This is a genomic window from Exiguobacterium sp. SL-9, from assembly GCF_004336985.1.
Classification (GTDB): domain Bacteria; phylum Bacillota; class Bacilli; order Exiguobacteriales; family Exiguobacteriaceae; genus Exiguobacterium.
Genome location: NZ_SJUO01000002.1, coordinates 701330 through 723426 on the forward strand (window position 1 = coordinate 701330; position 22097 = coordinate 723426).

At 52.7% G+C, this 22097-nt stretch carries 27 protein-coding genes; 10 read left to right on the forward strand and 17 right to left on the reverse strand.

The genetic code is table 11. The features are described from left to right. Positions 1 to 9 precede the first annotated feature (9 nt). Together EVJ34_RS08030 and EVJ34_RS08035 are read right to left on the reverse strand one after the other, a co-directional pair. A complete protein-coding gene (locus EVJ34_RS08030; RefSeq protein ID WP_131485204.1) occupies positions 10 to 225 on the reverse strand; it encodes a DUF6440 family protein in 216 nt (71 codons plus the stop codon). Positions 226 to 357: 132 nt separating this feature from the next. After that, positions 358 to 1074, reverse strand: a complete 717-nt coding sequence (locus tag EVJ34_RS08035; RefSeq protein WP_131435626.1) for a GntR family transcriptional regulator — start codon at positions 1072 to 1074, stop codon at positions 358 to 360. A gap of 175 nt (positions 1075 to 1249) precedes the next feature. On the opposite strand from EVJ34_RS08035, the gene EVJ34_RS08040 reads away from it, so the two are divergent. The 5 genes from EVJ34_RS08040 to EVJ34_RS08060 are packed head-to-tail and all read left to right on the forward strand — an operon-like array spanning position 1250 to position 5195. Next, positions 1250 to 2569: a 6-phospho-beta-glucosidase gene (locus EVJ34_RS08040; protein WP_131485205.1), complete on the forward strand. Its 1320-nt coding sequence runs from the start codon at positions 1250 to 1252 to the stop codon at positions 2567 to 2569. Continuing rightward, positions 2566 to 3885, forward strand: a complete 1320-nt coding sequence (gene celB / locus EVJ34_RS08045) for a PTS cellobiose transporter subunit IIC (RefSeq protein ID WP_131485206.1) — start codon at positions 2566 to 2568, stop codon at positions 3883 to 3885. The genes EVJ34_RS08040 and celB overlap by 4 nt, the downstream gene beginning before the upstream one ends. An 11-nt stretch (positions 3886 to 3896) precedes the next feature. After that, complete coding sequence (locus EVJ34_RS08050; protein ID WP_031200063.1) at positions 3897 to 4214, forward strand: PTS lactose/cellobiose transporter subunit IIA; 318 nt, start codon at positions 3897 to 3899, stop codon at positions 4212 to 4214. Continuing rightward, positions 4211 to 4507: a PTS sugar transporter subunit IIB gene (locus EVJ34_RS08055; RefSeq protein WP_131485207.1), complete on the forward strand. Its 297-nt coding sequence runs from the start codon at positions 4211 to 4213 to the stop codon at positions 4505 to 4507. The genes EVJ34_RS08050 and EVJ34_RS08055 overlap by 4 nt, the downstream gene beginning before the upstream one ends. Next, complete coding sequence (locus tag EVJ34_RS08060; RefSeq protein WP_131485208.1) at positions 4500 to 5195, forward strand: ChbG/HpnK family deacetylase; 696 nt, start codon at positions 4500 to 4502, stop codon at positions 5193 to 5195. Before EVJ34_RS08055 ends, EVJ34_RS08060 begins: the two co-directional genes overlap by 8 nt. Positions 5196 to 5228: 33 nt before the next feature. Here EVJ34_RS08060 and EVJ34_RS08065 read toward each other — a convergent pair whose 3' ends face one another. Further along, entirely contained in the window at positions 5229 to 5789 is a 561-nt protein-coding gene (locus EVJ34_RS08065) for an AAA family ATPase (RefSeq protein ID WP_131485209.1), read from the reverse strand. 145 nt (positions 5790 to 5934) lie between these two features. Between EVJ34_RS08065 and EVJ34_RS08070 the strand changes: the two genes are divergently transcribed. Together EVJ34_RS08070 and EVJ34_RS08075 are read left to right on the forward strand one after the other, a co-directional pair. After that, the gene (locus EVJ34_RS08070) at positions 5935 to 7986 is read left to right on the forward strand and encodes a C40 family peptidase (protein ID WP_131485210.1); all 2052 of its coding nucleotides are present in this window, start codon (positions 5935 to 5937) and stop codon (positions 7984 to 7986) included. Between the two features lie 136 nt (positions 7987 to 8122). Further along, the gene (locus EVJ34_RS08075) at positions 8123 to 8893 is read left to right on the forward strand and encodes a cation efflux transmembrane domain-containing protein (RefSeq protein ID WP_131485211.1); all 771 of its coding nucleotides are present in this window, start codon (positions 8123 to 8125) and stop codon (positions 8891 to 8893) included. Positions 8894 to 8924: 31 nt separating this feature from the next. Here EVJ34_RS08075 and EVJ34_RS08080 read toward each other — a convergent pair whose 3' ends face one another. The 3 genes from EVJ34_RS08080 to EVJ34_RS08090 are packed head-to-tail and all read right to left on the reverse strand — an operon-like array spanning position 8925 to position 12049. After that, positions 8925 to 9704 (reverse strand): VLRF1 family aeRF1-type release factor, encoded by a 780-nt coding sequence (locus EVJ34_RS08080; protein WP_131435642.1) that lies wholly within the window; start codon positions 9702 to 9704, stop codon positions 8925 to 8927. A 15-nt stretch (positions 9705 to 9719) separates the two neighbouring features. Beyond that, positions 9720 to 10889: a hypothetical protein gene (locus EVJ34_RS08085; RefSeq protein WP_131485212.1), complete on the reverse strand. Its 1170-nt coding sequence runs from the start codon at positions 10887 to 10889 to the stop codon at positions 9720 to 9722. Between the two features lie 32 nt (positions 10890 to 10921). After that, positions 10922 to 12049, reverse strand: a complete 1128-nt coding sequence (locus EVJ34_RS08090) for an AI-2E family transporter (RefSeq protein ID WP_131485213.1) — start codon at positions 12047 to 12049, stop codon at positions 10922 to 10924. A 162-nt stretch (positions 12050 to 12211) separates the two neighbouring features. Here EVJ34_RS08090 and EVJ34_RS08095 point away from each other — a divergent pair, with 162 nt between their 5' ends. Beyond that, the gene (locus EVJ34_RS08095; protein ID WP_131485214.1) at positions 12212 to 13441 is read left to right on the forward strand and encodes a S1 family peptidase; all 1230 of its coding nucleotides are present in this window, start codon (positions 12212 to 12214) and stop codon (positions 13439 to 13441) included. A gap of 12 nt (positions 13442 to 13453) precedes the next feature. Here the strand turns inward: EVJ34_RS08095 and EVJ34_RS15800 are convergent, their stop codons facing one another. Both EVJ34_RS15800 and EVJ34_RS08100 read right to left on the reverse strand, forming a co-directional pair. Further along, positions 13454 to 13618 (reverse strand): hypothetical protein, encoded by a 165-nt coding sequence (locus EVJ34_RS15800; protein ID WP_201739673.1) that lies wholly within the window; start codon positions 13616 to 13618, stop codon positions 13454 to 13456. Between the two features lie 19 nt (positions 13619 to 13637). Further along, the gene (locus EVJ34_RS08100) at positions 13638 to 13865 is read right to left on the reverse strand and encodes a DUF3221 domain-containing protein (protein WP_131435654.1); all 228 of its coding nucleotides are present in this window, start codon (positions 13863 to 13865) and stop codon (positions 13638 to 13640) included. A gap of 124 nt (positions 13866 to 13989) precedes the next feature. On the opposite strand from EVJ34_RS08100, the gene EVJ34_RS08105 reads away from it, so the two are divergent. Next, on the forward strand, positions 13990 to 14874 hold the full coding sequence (locus tag EVJ34_RS08105) for a tetratricopeptide repeat protein (protein WP_236636667.1): 885 nt from the start codon (positions 13990 to 13992) through the stop codon (positions 14872 to 14874). Between the two features lie 61 nt (positions 14875 to 14935). Here the strand turns inward: EVJ34_RS08105 and EVJ34_RS08110 are convergent, their stop codons facing one another. The 9 genes from EVJ34_RS08110 to EVJ34_RS08150 all read right to left on the reverse strand — a co-directional run bounded on the left by EVJ34_RS08110 (position 14936) and on the right by EVJ34_RS08150 (position 21305). Next, a complete protein-coding gene (locus EVJ34_RS08110; RefSeq protein WP_236636668.1) occupies positions 14936 to 15328 on the reverse strand; it encodes a type II toxin-antitoxin system death-on-curing family toxin in 393 nt (130 codons plus the stop codon). After that, entirely contained in the window at positions 15325 to 15591 is a 267-nt protein-coding gene (locus EVJ34_RS08115; RefSeq protein WP_131435656.1) for an AbrB/MazE/SpoVT family DNA-binding domain-containing protein, read from the reverse strand. The genes EVJ34_RS08110 and EVJ34_RS08115 overlap by 4 nt, the downstream gene beginning before the upstream one ends. 97 nt (positions 15592 to 15688) lie before the next feature. After that, positions 15689 to 16435: an SDR family NAD(P)-dependent oxidoreductase gene (locus EVJ34_RS08120; protein ID WP_131485215.1), complete on the reverse strand. Its 747-nt coding sequence runs from the start codon at positions 16433 to 16435 to the stop codon at positions 15689 to 15691. 126 nt (positions 16436 to 16561) lie between these two features. Next, positions 16562 to 18265 carry a methyl-accepting chemotaxis protein gene (locus tag EVJ34_RS08125; protein WP_131485216.1) on the reverse strand — a complete coding sequence of 568 codons (1704 nt, stop codon included), beginning with the start codon at positions 18263 to 18265 and terminating at the stop codon, positions 16562 to 16564. A 194-nt stretch (positions 18266 to 18459) separates the two neighbouring features. Next, on the reverse strand, positions 18460 to 20283 hold the full coding sequence (locus tag EVJ34_RS08130; protein WP_131485217.1) for a methyl-accepting chemotaxis protein: 1824 nt from the start codon (positions 20281 to 20283) through the stop codon (positions 18460 to 18462). 119 nt (positions 20284 to 20402) lie between these two features. Beyond that, the gene (locus tag EVJ34_RS08135) at positions 20403 to 20615 is read right to left on the reverse strand and encodes a DUF2922 domain-containing protein (RefSeq protein ID WP_034778930.1); all 213 of its coding nucleotides are present in this window, start codon (positions 20613 to 20615) and stop codon (positions 20403 to 20405) included. A gap of 29 nt (positions 20616 to 20644) precedes the next feature. After that, positions 20645 to 20857 (reverse strand): hypothetical protein, encoded by a 213-nt coding sequence (locus EVJ34_RS08140; protein ID WP_058764453.1) that lies wholly within the window; start codon positions 20855 to 20857, stop codon positions 20645 to 20647. Positions 20858 to 20883: 26 nt separating this feature from the next. Then, entirely contained in the window at positions 20884 to 21024 is a 141-nt protein-coding gene (locus EVJ34_RS08145; RefSeq protein ID WP_016510821.1) for a YvrJ family protein, read from the reverse strand. Positions 21025 to 21092: 68 nt separating this feature from the next. Then, on the reverse strand, positions 21093 to 21305 hold the full coding sequence (locus EVJ34_RS08150) for a hypothetical protein (protein ID WP_029594867.1): 213 nt from the start codon (positions 21303 to 21305) through the stop codon (positions 21093 to 21095). Positions 21306 to 21625: 320 nt separating this feature from the next. On the opposite strand from EVJ34_RS08150, the gene EVJ34_RS08155 reads away from it, so the two are divergent. After that, complete coding sequence (locus EVJ34_RS08155; protein ID WP_131485218.1) at positions 21626 to 22066, forward strand: MerR family transcriptional regulator; 441 nt, start codon at positions 21626 to 21628, stop codon at positions 22064 to 22066. Positions 22067 to 22097: the final 31 nt, after the last annotated feature.

Consider the following 22097-nt stretch of genomic DNA (forward strand, 5'->3'; position numbering starts at 1 on the left):
AATCCTTTCTCAATCTGTTGAAACGTCGTCGACCACGACGTCCCCGTTTGGATCCAGCAACGGCGTAATACCGCCACCTGTCCCGACCCATGTCTGGACGTAGTTCACGCCAGTCGCCGTGTCGACGATGATGGTGATTTGTCCGAGTTCTGGCAACTGTTCCGTCAATTTGACTTTGAAACGTTTCGCCCCTGCTTCTCCTGCTGCTTTCTTTTTGAATAGCATCCTACCCCCACCTTTCTAATTCTAACTGTACGCAACAAATCTTCTCGTTTCAATGAATGAGACGCATCCATGACTGTCGGATGTGAACCCCCTTTAATCCTTAAAAAAAACACGCCAATCTCGGCGTGTTTTTCAGGAGTAACTCCGCTCGATGACGAAGCTAGTTTTATCCCCTCTAAAATAAGACCGTGAATACTCAATTGTTATCCCTGATACATCCTCGGTCACCGTCTCGATATAGAAGCACGGCGTGCCGAGCGGACAGTCGAGTAAGTTGCTTACCCGCTCATCGGCGAGTGCGATCTCGAGTGACTCGGTCGTCTTGGCGACGTGAACGTCGTGCACTTGCGACAGCGTTTGGAAGAGCGAGTGCTCGGCCTGGTCTTTCGTGATACCGGGCGCGATCTGCCACGGGATGAACGACACCTCGTACTGTGTCGGCTCCCCGTCGGCGTGACGGATTCGCTCGATCTTTTGAATCGGCGCTTGTTCGTCGAGCGTGAACACGTTCGCGAGCTGCGCGTTCGCCGAGACGACGGACAACTCGATGAGCGATACTTGCCCACGTTTCCCTTGGACGGCGAGCTGGGCCGCGTAATTGTTCGGCGTGTGCGACAACGTCTGTCGCACTTTTTTTCCGGCGACGAACGTGCCGCGCCCTTGTTGGCGGACGAGATACCCTTCGGTCGTCAACTGATTAAGAGCGCCGCGTACGGTCGTCCGGCTGACATCGAATTCTTCGCATAAGGCGTACTCGGTCGGGAATTTCTCCCCTTCTGTATAATGGCCGCTCTTGATGCGGGCTAGTAACTCTTCTTTAATTGCGGTTTGAAGCGTCGATTGCGACATGCTGTCACCCCTTCTATCATCCTTCTTTCCTTTATTGTGATACAGGAAACATACAAATGCAAATACAAAAAACAATTTGTATTATTTGTACTTTTTATATTGCGACAAGTTGTATCATTTGTTATATTTGTTACAACAAAAAGAAATCGCTTTCACAAAAGGAGGAGTTGGCACTATGGCAGTCAAGGTTGTCATCATCGGTGGAGGTTCGAGTTATACCCCCGAAATCATTGAAGGATTCATTCAGCGGCAAGCGACGTTCCCGGTTCGGGAGATCGTCCTCGTCGACATCGAGGAAGGGAGGGAAAAATTAGACATCGTCGGCCGTCTCGCCGAACGGATGATTCAAAAATCTGGAGCGGACATCTCGCTCAGTTGGACACTGAATCGAAAAGAGGCACTGCACGGCGCGGACTTCGTTTCGACACAGATTCGCGTCGGCGGTTTGAAAGCTCGTGCCTTGGATGAACGTATCCCGCTCAAGCACGGCTTTATCGGGCAAGAGACGAACGGTGCCGGCGGCTTGTTCAAAGCGTTCCGGACCATCCCCGTCTTAATCGAACTCGCCAATGAGATGGCCGAGATTTGCCCGGACGCCTGGCTCGTCAACTTCACGAACCCGGCCGGCATCGTCACCGAAGCCGTGTTAAACCATTCAGCGCACAACAAGGTCATTGGTGTCTGCAACATCCCGTTCAATATGCGCAACTCGGTCGCTGAGATTTTAGACACACCGGTCGAACACGTCGCGATCGAATTTATCGGATTAAACCATTTCGTGTTCGGCCGTCACGTCTGGGTCGATGGGGTTGACCGCACGGACGATGTGCTCGCGTCACTGAACGCTGGTACTGATTATTCACCCGCGAACATCGTCGGACTCGGTTGGAGCGAATCGTTCTTGAAGTCGCTCCACATGTTGCCGAACCCGTATCACCAGTACTACTTCCAGACGAAGGACGTGCTCGCGAAAGACTTAGCGGCATACGAACAGAACGGGACACGGGCCGAGGTCGTTCAACAAGTCGAGTCGCAACTGTTCGAGAAGTACAAGGACATCGAGCTCGACGTGAAGCCGGACGAGCTCGAAAAACGCGGGGGTGCCTATTATTCGGACGCTGCCTGCAACTTGATGGACTCGATCTATAACGACCGTGGTGATATCCAAACCGTAAACACGCTGAATCGAGGCACGATCCGCGATTTACCAGACGACGCCGTCATCGAAGTGAACGCCGTCATCACGAAGTCGGGACCGCGTCCAATCGCCATCGGGTCGCTCCCGCTCCCGATCAAAGGACTCATTACCAATTTGAAGACGTTTGAACAACTTGCGATTCAAGCGGCGATCTCGGGTTCATACCATGACGCCTATCTCGCCTGCTTGATGAACCCGCTCATCCAAGATGAGAAAAAAATCGATCCGCTTCTTCGTGAGCTATTCGATGCACATGAAGCGTACTTACCACAATTCCAGAAGGAGGTTTATTCGTGAACAAATTTATCGAAATCGCTGGGCGCATCGGCTCCCAGCGTCACTTGGTCGCCATCCGCGACGGATTCGTATCGGTCATGCCGCTCATCATCGTCGGCTCGCTCGCTGTCCTCATCAACAACTTCCCTGCCATCAACTTAGGTGGCCTCTCGCTCGACTTCGTCGGCATGATGAACAACGCCTTCGGTGAAGGCAACTGGCAAGGACTCGGCGGCAACATTTGGACCGCCTCGTTCGCCATATTAGGGCTGTTAGTCGCCTTCTCGATCGGGTATAACTTGGCCCGGTCGTATGGGGTCGACGGACTCGCTGCCGGGATCCTCTCGGTCGCGTCGTACATCATGCTCGTCCCGGTCACCGAGGACTGGGGACTCAACTTCGCTTGGCTAGGCGCACAAGGGTTGTTCGTCGCCATCATCGTCTCCATCGTCGTCACCGAGCTGTTCCGTTATCTCATTAACACGAAATTGACAATCAAGATGCCGGACGGTGTGCCGGGCGGGGTCACCCGTTCGTTCCAGGCGCTCATCCCATCAATGCTCATCTTGACGCTCGTCGCCGCTGTACAACTGTTCATGACGCTTCAAATCGAACTCAGTATTTTTGAAGTCATCTTCAAAGTCATCCAACAACCGCTCCAAGGGTTCGGCGATTCGCTCGCGGCCGGTCTCGTCATCGCGTTCTTGAACCATATCCTTTGGTTCTTCGGGTTGCACGGCACGAACATCATCGGTTCGGTCATCGAGCCGATTTATCTGCCGCTCATCGAGCAAAACTTGGCCGCGTTCCAAGCAGGTGCGTCGGCATATGACGTACCGTTCACAGTCACAAAGCCGTTCCTCGATACGTTCGTCTTCATGGGCGGATCAGGTACGACGTTCGCACTCCTGCTCGCTATCTTCATCGTCGTCCGGAAGCAGCGCAATCACCCGTACCACCAAGTCGCGAAATTGTCGGCACCGGCTGGACTGTTCAACATTAACGAACCAGTCATCTTCGGTCTCCCAATCGTGTTGAATCCGGTCATGTTGATCCCGTTCATCTTAGTCCCGGTCACGCTCACCATCGTGTCGTACGTCGCCTTGACGACCGGTATGGTACCGAAGACGGTCGCCATCGTACCATGGACGACGCCACCGATCATCAGCGGCTATCTCGTCACCGGCGGTAGCGTCCGCGGCGTCTTGCTCCAACTCGTCAACTTGACGATCGCGACGGCGATGTATATCCCGTTCGTCATGGCAGGAGCCAAGGCGATGACAGCCGAAATCAATAAGAATAAAGCTGAAGTCAACGAAGGAGAGAAAATTTCTTGAAAACTGAAACGATGCAACAACTATCATTCATGATCATCTTGCACGCCGGCAACGCCCGCTCGTCGGCGTTCGAGGCGATCGCTGCCGCCAAGCGCGGTGAAGTGGAAACCGCGGAAGCAAAAATGAAGGAAGCCGATGCGGCGTTTCTCGAAGCACATAAGATGCAGACCGAGCTGCTGCAAGAAGAAGCACGCGGCACAGCGAGCGACATGAGTGTCCTGCTCGTCCACGCCCAAGATCACCTCATGACGGCGATGACCGTCAAAGAACTCGCCATCGAGATGATTGACATGATCACTCGACTCAATCGATTGGAGGAAACGAAATGAACATCTTACTCGTCTGTTCAGCAGGCATGTCGACATCGATCCTTGTAGAAAAAATGCGTACTGAAGCCGCAAACCGTGGCTTAGAGGCGACAATTGACGCTATCCCGGAATCACGTTTGAAAGAACAAACGAACGTGGACGTCATCTTGATCGGTCCACAAGTCCGCTATCTTGAAGGCAAAATCAAGTCGTCCGTGTCGGTACCGGTCGCCGTCATCGACAACATGGCATACGGCCTCATGAAAGGTGACCAAGTGCTCGATCAAGCGCTCGGTCTCGTCCAAAATGCATAAGACGTTTGTCTTGATCAACGCTGACGATTTCGGACTGACGACCGGGGTGAACAGCGGCATCATCGAGAGCCATGTCCATGGCATCGTCAATTCAGCGACGATGATCATGAACGGTCACGCCGTTGAAGAGGCCGTGGTGCTCGCGAGGCAATACCCTTCCCTACACGTTGGGGTACATCTCGCCTTGACGTGGGGCCGGCCGCTCGCCGAGACGAGCACACCGCTCACGAAAGAAGACGGCACGTTCCGCTACACGAACCGTTTTCTGACCGAAGCGGCGCCAGACCCGGAACTTGTCTATCTCGAATGGAAAGCCCAAATCGAGGCGTTCCGTGCGACGGGTCTTCCGCTCCACCACCTCGACAGTCATCATCACGTCCATGGCTGGCCGGCGATTCAAGACGTCATCGTCCGTCTCGCCGAAGAATATGGCACGACGTTTCGGGCCTTAACGACACTCGACGCACGCCGGGATTTGTGGGTGACCGAACGGTTCAGTGACCTGTTCTACGGTGACGGCGTATCACGAGCGACGCTCAACTCGATTCAACCGGGCGACTCGATTGAAGTGATGGTCCACCCGGCCAATCTCGATCCCGTGCTCCCGAGCGTCACGTCTTACCTCGACGAACGTCTCATCGAGAAAGAACTACTCACATCCTATCAACACCCCGATTGGTGGGCATAACAAAAACGAGCTCCTTTACAGGGCTCGTTTTCGTTATAGCTGGAAGTGATGTTTGATTCGTTCGGCGACCGTCGCCGCATCGAGATGTGTGTTGTTGATGCGCAAATAGTTGTCGACGTCGAGCTCCCCGTCCCGTGAGTTCAAGCGGTACAGCGTCGACGTCTGCTTCAATTCGCCTTCCGACCAGGCGATGTCCCGCTTCGTCGGCTTATGTGTCAGCCGGTTCTCCGTTTGGTTGCGGATGAGGCGCTCCTCGATGTCCGCCTCGAGCTCGACGTAATAGATGTCGGCCCCGTTCATCTCGAACAAATCGGTCACTTGTTTGATATACGCCCAATCCTCTTCTAAATCAAACGCCCAGACGAACGTGAAAATCATTCCGTCCAAGTCACTTTTTGCGACTGCTTCAAACAGCTCATGGCGAAACAGTTGGACGAGGCGGCGTCCTTCTTCCGTCCCATAACTAAAGAACGGACTGACGAGGTCAATCGTCATGTGGTTATGGAACAGCTTTAAGTCGGTGATTCGTGCGAGCTCTTGCCCGACCGTCATCTTGCCGACGGCTTGTGGGCCGAATAAGACTACAAATTTCATGAATACCCTACTTTCCGGATGCTTTTTGTTATTCTAGCATGCCAAATCGGAGAGAAGATACAATGTCCCACCTCATTTTCTAACATTTTCCTTTTCTAAGTCGATATAATAATAGATGAAACTATAATCCTGAGGTGGCTACATCATGTATAAACGTTTATTCAGTTCACTTATCCTATTCAGTTTTTTACTGGTGGCTTCCGTCTCTGCAGAAGCGACCACACGCTTGATCAAGGTCGACACACCTCTCCTCGTGTCGATTGAAGACAGCGACAGCTTGGTCACGTTACCGAAAGGCACGGCCGTCACCGTTCTCGATCGGTCCGATACCTATGCCCACGTATCAGCAGGTGAACAAACCGGGTACGTCCCGAACGAGGTCCTCGTCGAACCGGTCACGAAAACCGTCATCGCTGAAACGGACCTACTTGATGAAGCCGGGAATGCGGTCGAGTTTTTATCATACGGCGCGACCGTGAGCGTCTACGATTTAGGGGACGGGGCCGAACTTTTGCGCGTCGTCGGCGAGACACCCCGATTCGTACAACGTGTGTCACTTTCCGATACGGCGCCTCCGCTTCTTGAAGAGACACGTTATGTGAAATCGAAGGCTGACTTGTATGCATCGCCGCGTACGGGTCCCGTCGTGGGTCAATTGCCACTCGGACAAACCATCATCGTTTTTGGACAAACGAACGGATATTTCCGCATCCAATCGGGTGAACACTATCGCTATGTACCGGCGCGTGCGCTTTCAAGTCGCCCCGTCAAAACGACGGAACGGTACATCGCAAAAGATACGTCTTTGTACGCAGATGCGACTCAGACGACTCGAGTCGGCATCGTCAAGCGAGGCCAACGCATCAGTATTTACGGCCAGGTCGGAAATCGTTCCCGTGTCTTCGTAAACGGACAATATCGATTTGTTGAAACGAGCCATACGAGCACGAAAAAACCAGCCCCGTTGAAGACCGGCCAGCGCTACATCACCAAATCAACCACTCTTTACAGCGAGTCATTCAAACCCGTCGGAACGTTAAAACGCGGCGCGCTTGTGACGATTTACGGGACGCACGGCAAGTACACGCGCGTATTCACGGGCGGGCAGTACCGATTCGTCTTGACAAGTATGACCAGCACGAAGAAACCCCCGCTCTATGACGCGATGGGCAAACGTTATGTTAAATTCAATGATGTCGACGTGTACCAAACTACATCCACGTTTTCGAAGAAGATCACTCACTTCAATCGTGGGCGCTTGATTGAGACGTATGGAACGAGCGGACATTACACACGCGTCATGATCGGGACAAAGTATTATTTCGTCCCGACGGCATACTTGAGCCTGAATAAACCGCTCCCGAAATCAAAGGTCGGGACCGTTTTCTATACCCAAATCAGTGAGACGCCTTACTTCTCGAGCGATATCGCCTACACTCGCCCAGCCGGTAAATTAGCGCGCGGTGCCAAGCTTGTCGGCCTTCGCTCGATTGATGACGACTTTTGGCAAGTCCGTCTCGCATCCGGTAAAAAAGTATATGTATTGAACCCGTATATTGCCAAGACGAAACCGAAAGCAGTGGCAAAAAAGGCGGTTTCCGTCAAAGCCCACTACCATACGGTCAAACAGACACCGTTCTATGCGAATCCGTACGATACAAAACCGATTGGCTACCTCGATGCGAATCGACGAATCTATCCGCGCTCCCTTCACGGCGATTCGTATTTGATTCAAGACAGCTGGCGACCCGTTTATGTCAAGAAACAGGCCATCCGGGTCAAGCAAGACCCGTTGTTGACTTCACGAGGTAACACGAAAACCGAGCGCATGATTGCAGCTGCCGCCAAACATCTCGGGACACCATACACATGGGGTTCACAGTCTCCACTCAATGGTGGGTTTGACTGTTCCGGGCTCATTCATTATGCGAGCAACCAAGCCGGTAAGATCGGTGGACGGACGAACGTGAGCGGCTATTGGCATAGCAACCATTTCAAGAATCGCCGGACGAACCTCTCGAGCGGAAAACGAGGCGACATCATCTTCTTCCACGGGACGTATCGCAACGGACCGTCTCATATCGGCATCATGCTCGACAACGAGACGTTCATTCATGCCGGAGGCGAGATGCTGCAAATCAACTCGATTCATGATCCGCAGTGGCGACCTCACTTCCTCGGCTACAAATCACTTTAATTCATACACGCCTGTCCTCACACATGAGGTCAGGCGTGTTTTTTGTCGACACTGTATGTTCGAAACATAAGATTGTGTAGAAGCGGGAAAATAGGAGTAGTCGCTATCGTTTGTCCGACTCAAAGGGAGGCCCCATATGCCAAAAGACCCTCAACTCGAGCGCTACGTCTTGCGCGTCTCCGTCATTTGCTCGTTCTTTTTCGCTATCGCCGGCATCGTTGTCGGTTATTGGCTGTCTTCCGCTTTCATTTTATTTGACGGCATCTACTCGTTTTTGAGCGTCATCATGAGCTGGATTTCGCTTCGAGCCGGCGTCTATATGTTGACGACCGACAAGCGGTTCCCGTTCGGAAAAAGTTTGATTGAACCGCTCATCATCTTGTTCCAGTACGGTGTCCTCTTATACGTCATCGTCGACGCCTTCCTTGGTGCTATCGATGACGTCCGCTCCGGCGGCAATGAACTTGTCCTCGGTGGGGCTCTCGTCGGCTACTTGATTGCACAAGTGCTCGTCTGGCTGTCGTTCGATGCGATTTCTCCGTATGTCGACCCGGTCATGCTGATTATCATCACACTCTGGCTCGTCAAGACGCCGCTCATCGAGATGTGGACTGCGATCAAAGAGTTGATTGGGATGAACACGGAGACGCCGTACAGTAAACAAATCACACTGACCATCCTACAAGTCGCCCATCACTATGACGTGTTGAAAACGTACGTGCGAACGACCAAGTCTGGTAACATGCTATTCATCGAGATTGACCTCGTTGTCCCGAAAGATTATCAGTATGACAAAATCGCCGAACAGGACCGCATCCGTCAAAAGATCGAAGATGCGCTCACGTTCTTACCGTATGAGAAATGGCTGACAATCTCCTTCACGCAAGACAACCGTTGGGCCGAATGAAAAACGAGCGACACGCAGTCGCTCGCTTCGTTCATGCTTCAAACGCTCGTCGCAATACTTCTTCCTCCTCGGCATGTCCTAAGTTCCGGTTCACGACCCGCTCGACGTCTAGCCCGAGTTCATTTTTTAACAAGTTGGCGCTTCGATCTTGCCCGATGATGACGACTTCACTCCACTTATGATGCTTATGAAGCGAGCGAATCTCTCCGCCGACGTCCCGATAGAATTGATGGATTTGGTTCTCTTTCCGGCTGTCAAATGAATCAATTTGACTGCTTGACGACGCTCTCCCGCCGGCACCGCGTCCTTGGTATCTTCTCCATTGGTCAGTGTCTAAATCAAGATCGAACACGACGACGTCCTCGACTTCACCGAGTCTCGTATCGTACACCGTAATGCTATCGAGCTGAGCAAGCAAGATGCCCGTGTTCGGGAACTCAGCGTCGAGCTTCTCGATTTGATCTAATTTCGGCTTGTCCCCGTAATGAAAATCGTTGTCGACATCGAGCTGTAGAAAGTGTAGTTCGAACAATCCGTCATTCCCTTCCGCAAATAAGACGATGCTGCGCAACAACTTATGTTCGTTCCCTAAAATTTCTCGCTCGGCCCGGTCACGGAGCTGTTTGAACGCTTTCCGTTTCGATTCGTCCCCGCTCGCTTCGACTTCTTGCTCGAGCCGGCGCAACTCGTTTTTCAAGTTAATCTCCCATTTGTCACGCTCACTCGGTTTGGTGCTCAAGTAAAGACTGAGCACCCCCGCCTCCGCATTATGAAGTTGCTTGATTTTGCCTAGTTCGGTTGATAATGCCATGTCGTCTCCTCCTTCTTAATAAATGAAAGCAGCAAGTATCCCCGTGATAAACACGGATGTAATCGTCACCGTCGAGAACCCGGCGACAATCATTTTCGGTAAAATCTCATCCTCGATGATGTGCACCTCCTCTTTCGTCTCCCCGATACTCTTCGCCGCCTCCTCGCTCAAGATGAGCGTCCCCGGGAATCCATAAAGTGCCGTCAACCCAATCGCCATCGACATCTCTTTCGAATAGCCGAGGAAGCGTCCGACGATGAGTGCGAACAATAGTAGTCCGGACACACCGAGGATGAACGAGATGGTGATCGGCACAATCAAATCGAACAAGGCGCTCGGTGACAGCGTCGCGAGCGGACCGAAGATGATGAGAAGAATCGCAATCATGATGAGACCATAGGCATCGATGCCGTTCAACGCGTTCGCTTTCAAAATCTTGAAGCGACGCAACACGATTCCGAGAATCAAGGCGATGACGAACGTATTCAAGTAGCCGTTCGTCCACCCGCTCAAGACGGTCGAGATAAGGACGACAACCCCCATGACGAACAGCGTTCCAGCCGTCGTGTGGAACGCGGCCGGTAAAATCGAATCGTCGGTCTCGTCATGGACGACCGCATGTTCCTCCGGTGTGACGAGTGTCCCATCCCGATGCGCCGTCCGAATGCGCCGCGCCTCTTTCCGTAAGATAATCGACGTAAGTGGAAAACCGATCAACCCTTGCGTCGCCGCAATCAAAACCGGAAAGACGGCGACCGAGACGAGCCCGGCGTTGACGGCGGCGTCTTGGACGAGAATGATGGAGATCGTCCCGCCACTGATGGCCGCGATGGCACTCAACACATAGTTCGTGTCGAGGAAAAATTGACCGATGCCATATAGGAAAGCGGCAATCCCGAGGACGGCGGACACCCCGATGACAAACGTCTTCCATTGTCGTTTGAACTCATCGAGACTGATCAGCGTCCCAAGGTGGACGATGACGAGACCGACGACCGTCTGACCGAGCGTGAGCAGTGATGAGGACGGCAACAAATCTTCCGGGAATAAGCCCGATTTGAATCCGATGAGAAAGATGACCGAGGCGACGAACAGAGACGACAGGAGCGCTTTCGTCTTCTTAGAGACGTAGTCGCTAATCGTCCAAATCAGCATGACGATCGTGAAGGCGAGTAAGGAGTTCATGCCGGAATCCCCTTTCAGGATTGAGTCCTACATCAACGATTTGTATTACCAGAAAACTTCGACTGTTTACGGAGCGCATATAGTTTTTGCATGTTGAGAAACGTGACTTTTAGGACAGCGTAGAGTGGGACGGCGAGCAGCATACCGACGATCCCGGCGAGACGTCCCGCCACGAGCAGGACGAGCGTAATGGTGATGGGATGGACACGGAGTGACTTGCCTTGGACGAGCGGTGAGATGACGTTTGCGTCAAGCTGTTGGACGATGGTGATGGCGATGATGACGTAGATGGCTTTGACCGGCTCATCAATGAACGCGATTAAGACGGCGGGTGCGGCCCCGAGGAACGGACCGAAATACGGGATGATATTCGTTGCGAAGATGAACAGCCCGAGCGGCAGAAAGAAAGGGACATCAAGCAGCCATAGGGCGATGGTGGCGAAGAAACCGACGAACGTACAGACGATGAGCTGGGCCCGGACGTAGCGTTTGATTGTCTCGTGCATGTCGTGCAGAATGTGACGGGCATCCTGTTCATACGTCGGTGGAATCCAGCGAACGATCGCACTTGCGAGCTTGCCGCCGTCAATCAACATAAAGACGTACAAGAACAAGGCGATGAACAACGTGAACAGCCCGGAAATCACGAGAGCAAGCAAACGTCCGAGCGACCCGGCGACCGAACCGATGACGACGCCAAGCGCATCGGCCAATTGGCGCACCCACGTCTCGACGGACGTCGCGTTTTGTTCGGCGTACTCACGGAACCAGCTGTACTCTTCGAGGCGAGCGTACAATAACAGGAATTGACGGTAACTCTCTTCGGCAAAGCGCGGGAACGTGTCGAGCAGTGCGAGCAATTGTCGTGTGATGAGCGGACCTAGTGTCAGGACAAATGCGACAGTCAATAGGAGCAACGAGAGCAACATCGTCAAAATCGCGAGCGATCGGCGCTTGAACTTCACTTCCAACCAATCGACGAGACCGACCGTCAAATAGAATAAGATGCCAGCGAATAAAAACGGGGTCAGGACAGTGGCGAAAAAGATACCGATCGGATAAAACAAGAACTCGACTTGTTTGGCCATGAACACGATCGTCAAGATGAGCAACACCCAAATCCCATTACGAAAGGCACGAGTCGTCCAAAAAGGCTGCATGTCGGTTTCCCCTTTCTGAAACGTTACATTAGTTCTTTCCCGTTTTGAAAAAGTTCATTCCACTCACCTTTCCTGTATGTGCCCCGGTTAAATATTTGTTTACCCCTCCTTCATATGAGGAATAGGCATATCATCTATGTTTATGAAGGAAGGTGTCATCCCGTGACTTGTCCACGCTGCGGAGCGAAATCCCGCTCGAAAACCACTGTTTGTCCGACGTGCGGCCATCGCACTCGTCGCTTGAAATGGATTGCTGCCCCGATTGCGATCGCACTCATCGCCTTCGTCTCTTTTTTGACGAACGCTTATCTCACCGAAACTCCGCGCTCGAGTGAATCGCTCGCCGACAAAGTCGACTTGAACATCACCGAAGATACGGTCTCGGCCGACGGGGCTACCACCGTCGACCTCGAGACGTTGCAAGATAGCTTATATACGATTGGAACAGGCACCGGTTTTTTAATTAGTCCGCAAGACGTGTTGACGGCGGCCCATAACGTCGCCGGCATCACTCGCGTCACGATGAAACATGGTGACAAGGCAGTAAACGGGACCGTCATCGGTCGGACCGACGCGATCGCCGTCATCCGCATCGAAAAAGTGAAAGCGACACCGTTCTCGTTCAGCCATGCGATTGTCGGACCGGACGAACCAGTGTTGACACTCGCGCCGGATGAACAAATCGAAGGAACGCTCACGTTCGAAGAAGACAGCTATAAGCGGGAATTCGATTTACCGAATCGTGCCGTCGGCAGCCCGATCGTCACGGCCAATGGACGGGTTCTTGGACTGCACTTGGTGACGAAGACGCTCCCGGTCGCCTTGTTCGAACAAGACGTACTGTCGTTCCTCGAGTCGGACACGCCAGCACCACCACCGACGAAAAAACGCAGTACGCCGGCCGCTGAACTCGCACCGGTCGCGCCGATTACACCGGTCCCGAAACGAGAAGACCCGGTCGAACCAGCTCCGGCTCCAGAACCTGAATCGACACCGGAACCGGAAGCCGCTCCCGAAGCTCCACCAGAAACCGAAGAGCCCGCAGAAGAGCCGGCACCGGTCGAAGTGGAAACACCAGTCGAACCGGAACAACCGGCCGAAGAACCTGAGACGCCTCCCGTCACGGAGCAACCGACCGAGCCCGACGGCCCTGTGACCGAACCGGCGGAACCCGTCGAGCCAGAGAAGCCAGCCGCTCAAGAGAAAGAAGCGGAAGCACCGGCACCTGTCAATAAGCAAGACAAACCGAGTCCGAACACAAAGCCGAAACAAGACAAGAACGACAAACCGGCGCCACTGCCCGTCACCGAGGAGAAGTCGGACGTGACTGACGCGACCGAGGATATCCCGGACGAGCCGGTGGAAGACGAAGAAAGCACGCCATCTGAATGATGACGTGCTTTTTCATGTGTCTTTTCGAGCGCGCCGCTGCACGTTGCCGACCGCGGCCCCGAACAACAGCAGGATGATCGACAACATCCAAAATGGCATTACATCCTGCAACAACCAGACGATCAGCGCACTGATGGCGATGACGACGCCCATCCACAAAAAATTCGACTGTCCCATTTGTCTCACCTCAGCCTCATCATAGCACATCGATTCGGTACGCCGTCGCCTGGGGCGGTAGCGAGCGGGTCATCTTCTCATCGTGTTCGACGCGCACCTGTTGCCCGACGGCGAGCGGTACCTCTTCCTCTCGAAGTACTCCTTCCCAGTGAAACACGATGCCATCAAACGGCTCAGCATCCAAGTTCGGTGCGACCCGAAGCCGCGTCGGCTCGAGCTCGACGATATAGCCCGTGAACGTGACCATTTCCATTCCTCCGTTTCTTCGCAAATCCTTCCTTTTTCTTTTCCCATTTCTTGAAAAAAATCTACTCGTCCGCCCGAATGCTCGGTATAATGAAGCCACACTCACGAACTTGGGAGGGACTTCTGTGAAACACACCATCGATTTACACCATCCAGACTTTCAGCGCACCTTCCTCGAGATGATGCTCCTTGAAGAACTGATTGACGATTATAACGCTGAATCGATCGAGTCGCTCATCGTCCGCGGTGAGACGAACTTCCCCGAGGACCCGTTCTTTCCGGCGCTGCGGGCTTACCCGCTCATTCGTGAAGGCGAGTTCGGTAGGGCTCGTGCCGTACTCGAAGCCGCGAGCGAAAAAGGCGACCATTACATGATCCACTGCCTCCATGGCATTTTGAGCGACGATACGAATTTCATGTTCGAGGCCGAGCAACATTTCCTTCGCGCCGTCGAACGCTATCCGGACGTGCCGATGGTCCAGCGTGCCATTGCTGTCCATTACTTCAATCGCAAGTTTTTCGGGGAGGCCGGCCTCCATTTGATGCATTACATCCGACTCGCCGGATTCAACGAAGAGACCGTGCCGATGCTGCTCGAATTTTTCCAAGTGTTCGATGAGATTCCGCTCGAGATGAACGACGAATTACTCAAGGCGGCCATCGGGTACTTGAACGCGAACCCGCGCAACCCACGCGCCCACTCGCTCTACGCGTCGATCTGTAGCCACCGGGTCGAAATGCTCGTCAAGCGCTTGCCGGAAGACAACCATCAACTCGATGACGAGACGATTGCGATGTTGCTCGAGGTCGAAGAGCACGGCATGTGGAGCGCGACGTATGACGACAGCGAGGACCGTATGTTCCGTGCCATGTTCGCGGATTATATCGACAACGTTGTCTTGCCAAACACGTCCAGACTGTATGTATACCGCTTACGTCTCCGCTATTGGTATCACCGGCTCACGCACCGCTTGACCGGGGGCTACGGGGATTCGATGCGTTCATCGTAAACGTAAACAGACAGCCCGAACTCTTTCAAAGAGTTCGGGCTGTTTATTGTCGTTAAATGAATCAAAGTGGTGATGAGTTAATTTCTATATCATTGGCCAACTGCTGAATATCCATTTGCTCTGTCGCTACTCGAACACATAATTCGATTGCAAGAGACGACTCTAATACGAGCGCAAATCCGTTACGGGCTAAAAACAATTGAAGTGCTCCATAAGCAGTGCGTTTGTTGGCATTAATAAAACAATGGTTGTTAATCAATGAGTGAAATAAGGCAGCCGCCTTTTCAAATACAGTAATATAAGCATCTTCACCAAACGCAGAGTGGTTCATTCTTTGAACGAACGAACTTAATAAACCTCTGTCTTTTATACCAATTGGTTCTTCAGGTGAATACCTCAGAATCATTAAACGATTGATTGCAATCACTTCTGTTTCCGTTACATACTGAATCAACGATCTACTAATCCTTTAAATGTCTCATCGTGCTGACTCATAATTTGTTCCATTTCTTTAAAGAAGTTCGGAGCGATATCCATGTTGGACGGAATTTCAATCTTATTAGTCGGTTTGATTAAAATGCCCTCATCTGTCGTAGTTACGGAAACTGTATCGCCTACTTCTAAATTCAGATGCCGCAATTCACTTATAGGAATTGAGACGTGAACAGAATTTCCGTGTTTCACTAACTTTCTTTCACTACTTTTTAGTTTTTGCACAAAAACACCTCCACATTAAATACTTACAATACATACTGTATGTATTTAATGTAACAGATTTAACTCGTTTTTGCACTCAAACCTAACCAATCATTTATTACATATACGGATGAATCGGTCCGCGCAACTCGAACGAGTAGTCCTCGTGGTTGACGATTCCGACGACTTGATCACTCTCAAGCAATTGCACTAAAAACTCAGCCATCTCTTCAGCCGTATGATACTTCTCGACGTTTTGACTATAGTCGAAGTCGTCCTCTTCACGGGCCCGGTTCGCAAAGCCCGTCTCCGTCGCGGCCGGGGCGAGCACTTTCACCCGCAATTTGTCCCCGTCGTTCATCAGCTCGCGAGCGAGTCCTTCCGTATACGCACTGACGAAGAACTTCGACGCGCTGTACGTGACACCTTTTTTGGCGATATGATAGCCGACGACAGACGCGACGTTCACGAGTGTCGCCCCTTCAACGTTATGATAGTCCCGGACGTACAGGCTCGACAGTACCGTCAACGCCTCGACGTTCAAACGAATCATATTCTCCATCTTCCCGACCTCGACGTCTTTCACGAGATTCGAATCCCCGAACCCGGCGTTATTGACCCACGTCTCGATGTCGAGATCGGCGAGTGACTCATACAACGCATAAACGTTCTCGCTGTACGACAAGTCTTTCGCCTTGATGATGACGTCGCTCTTCGGTGAAATCGATTTGATCTCGCTCCGCAACTTCTCGAGTTCATCGTGACGGCGTGCCACGAGCACGAGCGATTTCCCTTGCTTCGCGAACTGTTTCGCCGCCTCATACCCAATCCCTGAACTTGCCCCGGTGATGACTGTATATTTCATAATCCTGTCCCCTTTTCACTGGTATTGAGATATTGTCTCTCTTCGGCAATTCCCCTAACCCCATCTGCTCAATCCTTGGAACTCGCAAAAACCGTCCTCTCCTAAAACAGGAAAGGACGGTTCGTCTTATGTTTGGAAGCGACCGATGAGCGTCTGTAAGTCTCCGGTCATATTGCCGAGCGACTCGGCGACACCGTTCAACTCTTGGATCATCGCGAGCTGGGCGTCGGCCGTCTCGCCGACGCTACGCATCGTCTCGGCCGTACCTTCGCTGTCACTTGCCATATGGATTGTTGCTGTCGCGACTTGTTTCGTCGTCGTCGAAATTTCCGTTGAGGCGACCCGGATTTGTTCCGTGTTCTCGACCGAGGCGTGCAATTGCCCGACGATTTGTTGGAACGACGCCGTCGCTTCTTCGAGCAGCGCCGTATTCGTCTCGACGCGACGCGCACTGATGGCGTGACGTTCGAGCACCGCGTTCGATTGCGTCTGAATCGACTCGATCAAGCCGGCGATTTGGGACGCCGATTGTTTTGATTGTTCCGCGAGCTTCCGCACTTCTTCGGCGACGACGGCGAAGCCTTTCCCTTGCTCTCCGGCCCGGGCCGCTTCGATGGCCGCGTTCAAGGCGAGCAAGTTCGTCTGGTCGGTAATCGACTGGATGACCTCGGTGATGAGGGCGATCTCGTCCGACTGTTGTTTCAACGCCGTGATCGATTGACCGGTGACGACCGTCTCGGATTCGAGGGCGAGCACTTCTTGTTTCGCCTGTTGAATCGTCTGTTCACCGCGTTCGGCGAGCTTTAGACTCGTCTGAACGTCTTGACTGATTGTCCCGATTGATGTGGCAATCCGCTCGACGCCTTCATCGGCCGCCGCGACCGCCTGTCCGCTCTTCGAGGCAGCTGCCGCCTGGTTGACGGTCTGACCGACAACTTGTTCAATCATCCGTGTCGTCTCTTCCGTCTGCGACGACATCTCTTCCGTGCTCGCATATAGTTCTTCCGACTGGGCCGTAATCTCTTGGGCGTTCCGGCTCACTTCGTCGATGAGTTCACGGAGGTTGCCTTTCATCTGGTTGAAACCGACCATGAGCTCACCGATTTCGTCACGTGTGAGTGCTTGAAGGTCGGCACGCGTCAAATCGCCATCGGCCACAATCCCGACTTCATTGGATAACTGTCGGAGCGGTACCGTGACCATGCGCTGGAGCATATAACCGGCCCCAAGTGTGAGCAGCAAGATGAGAATAGCAATCCCTGTCGAATAAAGGAACGCCTGTCCACCGAGCTGTTCGAGCTCTCGTTGTTTCTCGACAATTGTTGCTTCCGTCTCGGCTTGTAGCTGTTCGCCCGTCGCTGTGATGGATGCCGTCACATCAGGCATGAGGCGAAGCGTGAGCCGGTCGATGTTGTCCTGATCTTGATTATCGGCCGCGACGATGACTTCTTGTGCCAAATCGTCATAGCCGGTCGCGTAGGAGAGCATGCTCTCGAATTCTTTCCGCTCGGCTTCCGTCTTCGCGAGTGCGAGCAATTGTTCGAGCGCTTCTTTCTTCTCTTTACCACCCCGTTCGATTTGTTCGCGCCGTTCGTCTTCTTGGACGAGAATATATCCGCGTACCCCGTACGCTTGACGCGTCATGCCGAGCGACAAGTCATCGGCCGCCTTCATCTTCATGACGTCATGACTGATCATCTCTTCATATTGGGTCGTCATATTTTGCAGCGTCCATAGGTTATAGCCCATGCCGAGCGTGACGAACAGTAAAATCAATCCGATGCCGCTAAACAGTTTTTGAGTCAATGACAGTTGATTGAATCGTTTCATAATCTCTCGAGGACCGTGTCCTCTTCCACCTCTATCTCTCTTTTTTTGGAACTACATGGGTTTTATCGGATGTCGGAACCGGTTTTCCAATCTTCTGGACCTATTTTTTAGACATTGACCTCATTTCCCACTTTCCCTTCCATCATTTTGTCACAGAAAAAGACCGCAACTGTGTGATGAGTTGCGGTCTCGTTTCATATTTTGAACTGCGATACCCGGTTCGAAAGATCGACCGCGCGCTGTTCGGTTTCCTGCATCCGGACTTGAACGTCGTTGAACCGTTCGACAGACAGTTGGACTTTCTCCGAGATGGACTGTGTCCCGTCCGCCCCTTCCGTCACGGTCGTCGCGACTTCTTGAATCACGTGGAGAATGCTGTCGGTCATATGACGCAGTTGGAGCGCGTTCGCCTCGAACGTCTCGGCCGTCTGTCCGAATACGGTCGCGTCCGACTCGTATTGTGTGGCCGACTCCTCGAGTCGGTCATAGTCGGCGAGCACTTTCGTATCGAGGAACGTCAGCATGTCGGCCGAGCTCGTATTGAGTCGTGCGACCGAATCGATGACCGTGTGCGACACCGCTTGAATCTCGTTCACGGTCTGCCGTGAGTTCTCGGCGAGTTTTCGAATCTCTGAAGCGACGACGGCGAAGCCGCGGCCGGCATCTCCGGCCCGCGCTGCCTCGATGGATGCGTTCAAAGCGAGCAAGTTCGTCTGGTCGGCGATCGTGAGGATCGCGCTCGTCAAGACACGAATCTGTTCGACCGACTGTGCACCTTTAATTGCTTCGTCTAACTCGATCCGTTTCTGTTCGATGATAGCGTTTGCTTCCGTCTTCGACGCGACGGCTTGTTCACGCATCGCATGGGCGCGGCGTTCGACGTCACCCGCTGTCGTCGCACTGTCGTTCGACAAGTCGACGATGGAATCGATGGAACTGCCCATCTCGGTCGTCGACGCACTCATCTCTTGCGAGGAGGCGGCCGTCTCTTCCATACCGGCCGTCAATTCCTCGACCGTGCCGGACGTCTCTTCCATATACCGGCTCAGTTCGGTCACTTCCGTCGCCACTTCTTTTGACGAGACGAGGACGATTTTCGCTGTTTTGTCGACGTCAATCATGATGTCGCGCAGTGTGGCGAGGAACGTGTTGAACGAGCGGCTCACTTGGGCGATTTCATCGTTCGATGTGACCGGGATGGCCATCGTCAAGTCGCCGCCTTGCGAAGCCAGTTCGTCAAACTTCGTTTGAAGCGTCCGCATCGGTGTGATGATCGAGCGTAATAAGCTCAAACCGAGGAACAACAAGAGCGCGACCGCACCGATCGTCACCGCGAGTAGCGTAATGAGCGACTGTTGAAACTCACGTTCCATGTCGGCGCCGACACGTTGCGAGCCTTCCGAATTGTAGTCGACGAGCTCGGTCAGGCGCTGCGTGAAGTTATCGTATGTCGATTGGGACTGGGCGTCATAATACGAGCGAGCCATACCGTTGTTGCCAGACGTGCTGAAGATCAGCATGTTATCCGACACGCGTTGGTACATCTCCCACTGGCGGCTGAAGTTGGCGAACAACTCTTTGTCCGTCTCGCCCGTCGCCGTTTGTTCATATTTCGGGGCGATCTCATTGATGCGCGTCCGAATGTCTTTCATCTCGGTCATCAATTCTTCTTTCGCGGCCGCGTCTTCGGTCACGATATGTTCGAGTTCGAGCGCCCGATAGTTCGCAGCGAGCGTGTTCAGTTCGTGGGCATAGTCGAGTCCTTTATTCCAGTTGTTGACGATGTCATCGCCTTGCCGGTTCGCGTCGGCGAGCGACAAGAGCGAGTAACCGCCGACACCCGCAACCATGAGGAGCGCGAGGATGACGAGACCCCAAAGCTTTTGTCGGATCGTCAGGTTCTTACCTGTCACGCGTTTCCCTTCACGAGCGCTCGACTTTCGCCATTTCGGTTTCCATTGAAAGCGTCGGACGTCCAATCGCCCCCGTAACGCTTCCCATTTCTGTTTCACTGACATATGTATATTCCCCTCTCGAATGCAACGTTTCCTCCTATATCGTCTTCACATCGAGAAATGTAAAGCAGATTGACCAAAATAAAAAAAGATGACTGAACAATCAGTCATCTTCCATGCCATTATTGTACGTTCAGCACGGTTTGCGTGCCTTCAATCATCTTGATTTCCGTCCATTTGACAACACTCTTGCCGAGCGGGTCGTTGGCGACCATGAAGTCGGCGAGCGCTTGAACTTTTAACGGATCGACCGGCTGTTTCACGTTATTCAAACGGAAGCGTGATACTTTATTGAACATATCCAAAAATGCGATTTCTACTTTAGTCTCAGTCATGGGTTAGTCCTCCTTGGGTGTTGGTGTGATTAGACGAGATCGTATTCGCGAACGACCGACACGGTAAAATCTTCTTGCTCGGTCAAGTCGAGCATGAGATGTCCGAACGCCTCGGCATTGTCAGCCGTGAGCGCTGCCCGAATCGGACCGAAACGTTGCGTTTTCTTCGTCGGTTTCAAGCTGTTCAAATCGTGGTGCGTCGTCAAGACGAGCGTGGCTTTCTTTTCAGTCAATACGGCCATGGGGAATGGCTCCTTTCGGGTATGGATTACGATTCAGATGGATAGGTCGAATCGAGGCGCTCGAGCAGTTGGATCATGCGCTCGAGGCGTGTCTCAATCCGATGGAGCAGATAGAGCGAGACGACAATCGGGAAGCCGAGGTTCGAGATGAGTTCGGGCCAGCTCATGTGACCACACGCTCATCGTAAAAGGCTCCGGCGGAACGCTTCGGTACACGCATCAGGGGTTCCTCCAATTAGAACGTCACGTGGAATTCACGCGACACGACGTATGCGGCGGATTCGACCGCGAGAAGCGGAATCAATAGATCACCGAACTGCTTGATCTCCTCGGTCTCCATCCGCGCACCGAGTGGACCGAACCGGACGAGCTGACGCTTCTCCTTGCCGTCAACGAGCCGCTTCGTGTCGAGATAAAAGACGCTTGCGTATTCTCGATACACTGCCATATGTCTCACCTCCTTCGCCCCTATTAACCGAAGTTGGTGAATGTTTGCTCATTTTTCCTTGTCCCTTTTTCGTAACGACTATAGACCCACTATGAATGAAGGCGCATTCATCGTTACAAATTGGCTTTATTTCTTGAATTCCCATACCAATTAGGGTATCTTAATAAGCGTCAACCGAATTTTGAAAACACGCCTAAAGTCCCACGAATTCATTTCCCCACTTTGAAAAAACTGACAGTTAATTGCTTGAAAATGGGGTACTATACGGAGGAGGCCATTTTCGAAATGACCAGTTTGACTTGAAGAAGGAGATACTCTAGATGAACAGCTTAGACCTCGCACTCGACACTTCTATTCCTTCCGCTCAACTCGACTTCGACCATACCGACCTGACGTTTTATGCGACCGACTGGGATGATTATCGCCCTGAACACGCGAAGCCGCTTCTGTACAACGAACGCCCATTGACCGTCTATCCACTAAAAGAACTGAGCCGTGCGTTTCATGTCGCCGGGATTCCCCGTAGCCAGCAACAGCTGATTAAATGGGAAACCGACGGCGTCTTGCCACCGACCCCGTTCACGATGGGACGCAAGCGCTTCTATACGGAAAATCAGATTCGGACAATCGTCGACATCGCATTGGAATGCGGACTACGGCCCCGGACACACGTCAAAAAGACGAACTTCTCCGAGTTGGCCCATAAAGAATTGGCGTACATACTCCACCTAGAATTGAACATCGAACGGCCGCATGAATGAGCGGACATGAGACAGCCCTTCCTGAATCGTC

What these genes read in the sequence shown, in the direction of transcription:
- EVJ34_RS08100 (WP_131435654.1), bottom strand. Translation starts at nt 13,865, where the DNA reads ATGGTCACGTTCACGGGCTATATCGTCGAGCTCGAGCCGACGCGGCTT.
- EVJ34_RS08120 (WP_131485215.1), bottom strand. Translation starts at nt 16,435, where the DNA reads ATGAAATATACAGTCATCACCGGGGCAAGTTCAGGGATTGGGTATGAG.
- EVJ34_RS08060 (WP_131485208.1), top strand. Translation starts at nt 4,500, where the DNA reads ATGCATAAGACGTTTGTCTTGATCAACGCTGACGATTTCGGACTGACG.
- EVJ34_RS08040 (WP_131485205.1), top strand. Translation starts at nt 1,250, where the DNA reads ATGGCAGTCAAGGTTGTCATCATCGGTGGAGGTTCGAGTTATACCCCC.
- EVJ34_RS08090 (WP_131485213.1), bottom strand. Translation starts at nt 12,049, where the DNA reads ATGCAGCCTTTTTGGACGACTCGTGCCTTTCGTAATGGGATTTGGGTG.
- EVJ34_RS08050 (WP_031200063.1), top strand. Translation starts at nt 3,897, where the DNA reads ATGCAACAACTATCATTCATGATCATCTTGCACGCCGGCAACGCCCGC.
- EVJ34_RS08150 (WP_029594867.1), bottom strand. Translation starts at nt 21,305, where the DNA reads ATGGCAGTGTATCGAGAATACGCAAGCGTCTTTTATCTCGACACGAAG.
- EVJ34_RS15800 (WP_201739673.1), bottom strand. Translation starts at nt 13,618, where the DNA reads ATGGGACAGTCGAATTTTTTGTGGATGGGCGTCGTCATCGCCATCAGT.
- EVJ34_RS08055 (WP_131485207.1), top strand. Translation starts at nt 4,211, where the DNA reads ATGAACATCTTACTCGTCTGTTCAGCAGGCATGTCGACATCGATCCTT.
- EVJ34_RS08135 (WP_034778930.1), bottom strand. Translation starts at nt 20,615, where the DNA reads ATGACTGAGACTAAAGTAGAAATCGCATTTTTGGATATGTTCAATAAA.
- EVJ34_RS08085 (WP_131485212.1), bottom strand. Translation starts at nt 10,889, where the DNA reads ATGAACTCCTTACTCGCCTTCACGATCGTCATGCTGATTTGGACGATT.
- EVJ34_RS08130 (WP_131485217.1), bottom strand. Translation starts at nt 20,283, where the DNA reads ATGTCAGTGAAACAGAAATGGGAAGCGTTACGGGGGCGATTGGACGTC.
- EVJ34_RS08065 (WP_131485209.1), bottom strand. Translation starts at nt 5,789, where the DNA reads ATGAAATTTGTAGTCTTATTCGGCCCACAAGCCGTCGGCAAGATGACG.
- EVJ34_RS08125 (WP_131485216.1), bottom strand. Translation starts at nt 18,265, where the DNA reads ATGAAACGATTCAATCAACTGTCATTGACTCAAAAACTGTTTAGCGGC.
- EVJ34_RS08030 (WP_131485204.1), bottom strand. Translation starts at nt 225, where the DNA reads ATGCTATTCAAAAAGAAAGCAGCAGGAGAAGCAGGGGCGAAACGTTTC.
- EVJ34_RS08035 (WP_131435626.1), bottom strand. Translation starts at nt 1,074, where the DNA reads ATGTCGCAATCGACGCTTCAAACCGCAATTAAAGAAGAGTTACTAGCC.
- EVJ34_RS08080 (WP_131435642.1), bottom strand. Translation starts at nt 9,704, where the DNA reads ATGGCATTATCAACCGAACTAGGCAAAATCAAGCAACTTCATAATGCG.
- EVJ34_RS08075 (WP_131485211.1), top strand. Translation starts at nt 8,123, where the DNA reads ATGCCAAAAGACCCTCAACTCGAGCGCTACGTCTTGCGCGTCTCCGTC.
- EVJ34_RS08145 (WP_016510821.1), bottom strand. Translation starts at nt 21,024, where the DNA reads ATGAGCTGGCCCGAACTCATCTCGAACCTCGGCTTCCCGATTGTCGTC.
- EVJ34_RS08155 (WP_131485218.1), top strand. Translation starts at nt 21,626, where the DNA reads ATGAACAGCTTAGACCTCGCACTCGACACTTCTATTCCTTCCGCTCAA.
- EVJ34_RS08140 (WP_058764453.1), bottom strand. Translation starts at nt 20,857, where the DNA reads ATGGCCGTATTGACTGAAAAGAAAGCCACGCTCGTCTTGACGACGCAC.
- EVJ34_RS08070 (WP_131485210.1), top strand. Translation starts at nt 5,935, where the DNA reads ATGTATAAACGTTTATTCAGTTCACTTATCCTATTCAGTTTTTTACTG.